The following is a 527-nucleotide window of genomic DNA, read 5'->3' as shown; positions in this document are numbered from 1 at the left end:
TACTGCAACGGCACTCTTGGTTCAGTCGAGTGGGTGGCCGCGGCGGCGGTAGTGCGATAGGCGGGCTTGGTGTTGTCGGCGGCGTCGCCAGCGGGACCAGGCCCAGATGTGATCGGTGCCATGGGAGGTGGTGAGGGCGAGTGCGACGAGCAGGCGGCGGATCTCGGGTAGTGTCAGGGCGATCATGTCTGCGGGCTGGTCGCCGAGTCGCCCTTTGCGGCAATGGTTTTGGAGGCGGCGAGGTAGGCCGGGGCGAGCATGGACAAGGTGATGTGGGCGTACCAGGCCCGGTAGTCGCGGATCTGGTAGTGGTCGAGCCCGGCCTCACCCTTGGCTTGCTGGAATGCTTCCTCCACATGCCATCGCGATCCCGCGGTCCAGGCCAGGTCGACCAGCCGCGACGTCGCGGGCCCGTAGCAGAGGTAGTAGGCGATCTCGAGCTCGCCCTTGCTGTTGGGGGTCAGCGCGCGCCGTGCCAGCAGCCAGTGCCCACGCCCGCGAGCCCAGGTGCCCTCGATCTGCCGGTA

General features: G+C 67.9%; 1 protein-coding gene and 1 pseudogene. Both read right to left on the bottom strand.

Translation table 11 applies throughout. From position 1 onward, the window contains the following. Positions 1-21: 21 nt before the first annotated feature. Entirely contained in the window at positions 22-186 is a 165-nt protein-coding gene (locus NS2_RS36650; RefSeq protein WP_162836621.1) for a hypothetical protein, read from the bottom strand. Then, a pseudogene (locus NS2_RS35730) lies at positions 183-527 on the bottom strand (IS701 family transposase); the annotation flags it as partial. The gene NS2_RS36650 and the pseudogene NS2_RS35730, both read right to left, overlap by 4 nt.

The sequence above is a fragment of the Nocardia seriolae NBRC 15557 genome (genome assembly GCF_007990715.1).
Classification (GTDB): domain Bacteria; phylum Actinomycetota; class Actinomycetes; order Mycobacteriales; family Mycobacteriaceae; genus Nocardia; species Nocardia seriolae.
Note: the sequence above shows the minus strand (reverse complement) of the source record. Positions and strands in the feature narration are given on the sequence as shown.